Origin of the sequence: Citrobacter sp. TBCS-14, assembly GCF_005280805.1 — a bacterium.
GTDB classification, from domain to species: Bacteria; Pseudomonadota; Gammaproteobacteria; order Enterobacterales; family Enterobacteriaceae; genus Citrobacter; species Citrobacter gillenii.
The window spans coordinates 213-544 of record NZ_SZWM01000647.1; the positions used below are offsets into that span (position 1 = coordinate 213).

General features: G+C 52.4%; 1 protein-coding gene and 1 pseudogene. Both read left to right on the forward strand.

The window, feature by feature from the left end:
* A partial coding sequence (locus tag FDX22_RS31575; RefSeq protein ID WP_304571790.1) for a nucleotide-binding domain containing protein occupies positions 1–200 on the forward strand: 200 nt, incomplete at its 5' end.
* A pseudogene (locus FDX22_RS20435) lies at positions 193–332 on the forward strand (4-phospho-D-threonate 3-dehydrogenase); the annotation flags it as partial. The gene FDX22_RS31575 and the pseudogene FDX22_RS20435, both read left to right, overlap by 8 nt.

Consider the following 332-nt stretch of genomic DNA (forward strand, 5'->3'; position numbering starts at 1 on the left):
GTGATGTGGCGATGGCGGTTGCAGACGCCCTTAAGGCAACAGGATTTCGTATTACTGACCGTGTGGCCCAGTGTGTGCCGTACGGTCATTTTGTCGGTGGCGACTGGCAACGCCCGGTTATGACAAAGGCAGGGGGATTCGGTGACGAAACGACGTTGCGTCAGGTTTTAAATTTTATCGAGGAGAACATGAGTGAATAACATTATTGCAGTAACTATGGGCGACCCTGCAGGTATTGGACCTGAGATTATTATTAAATCGCTGGTGGAGGGAGAGCTGTCTGGCGCGCCGGTTGTGGTTGTGGGATGTGCCCAAACGCTGCGTCGTATCCA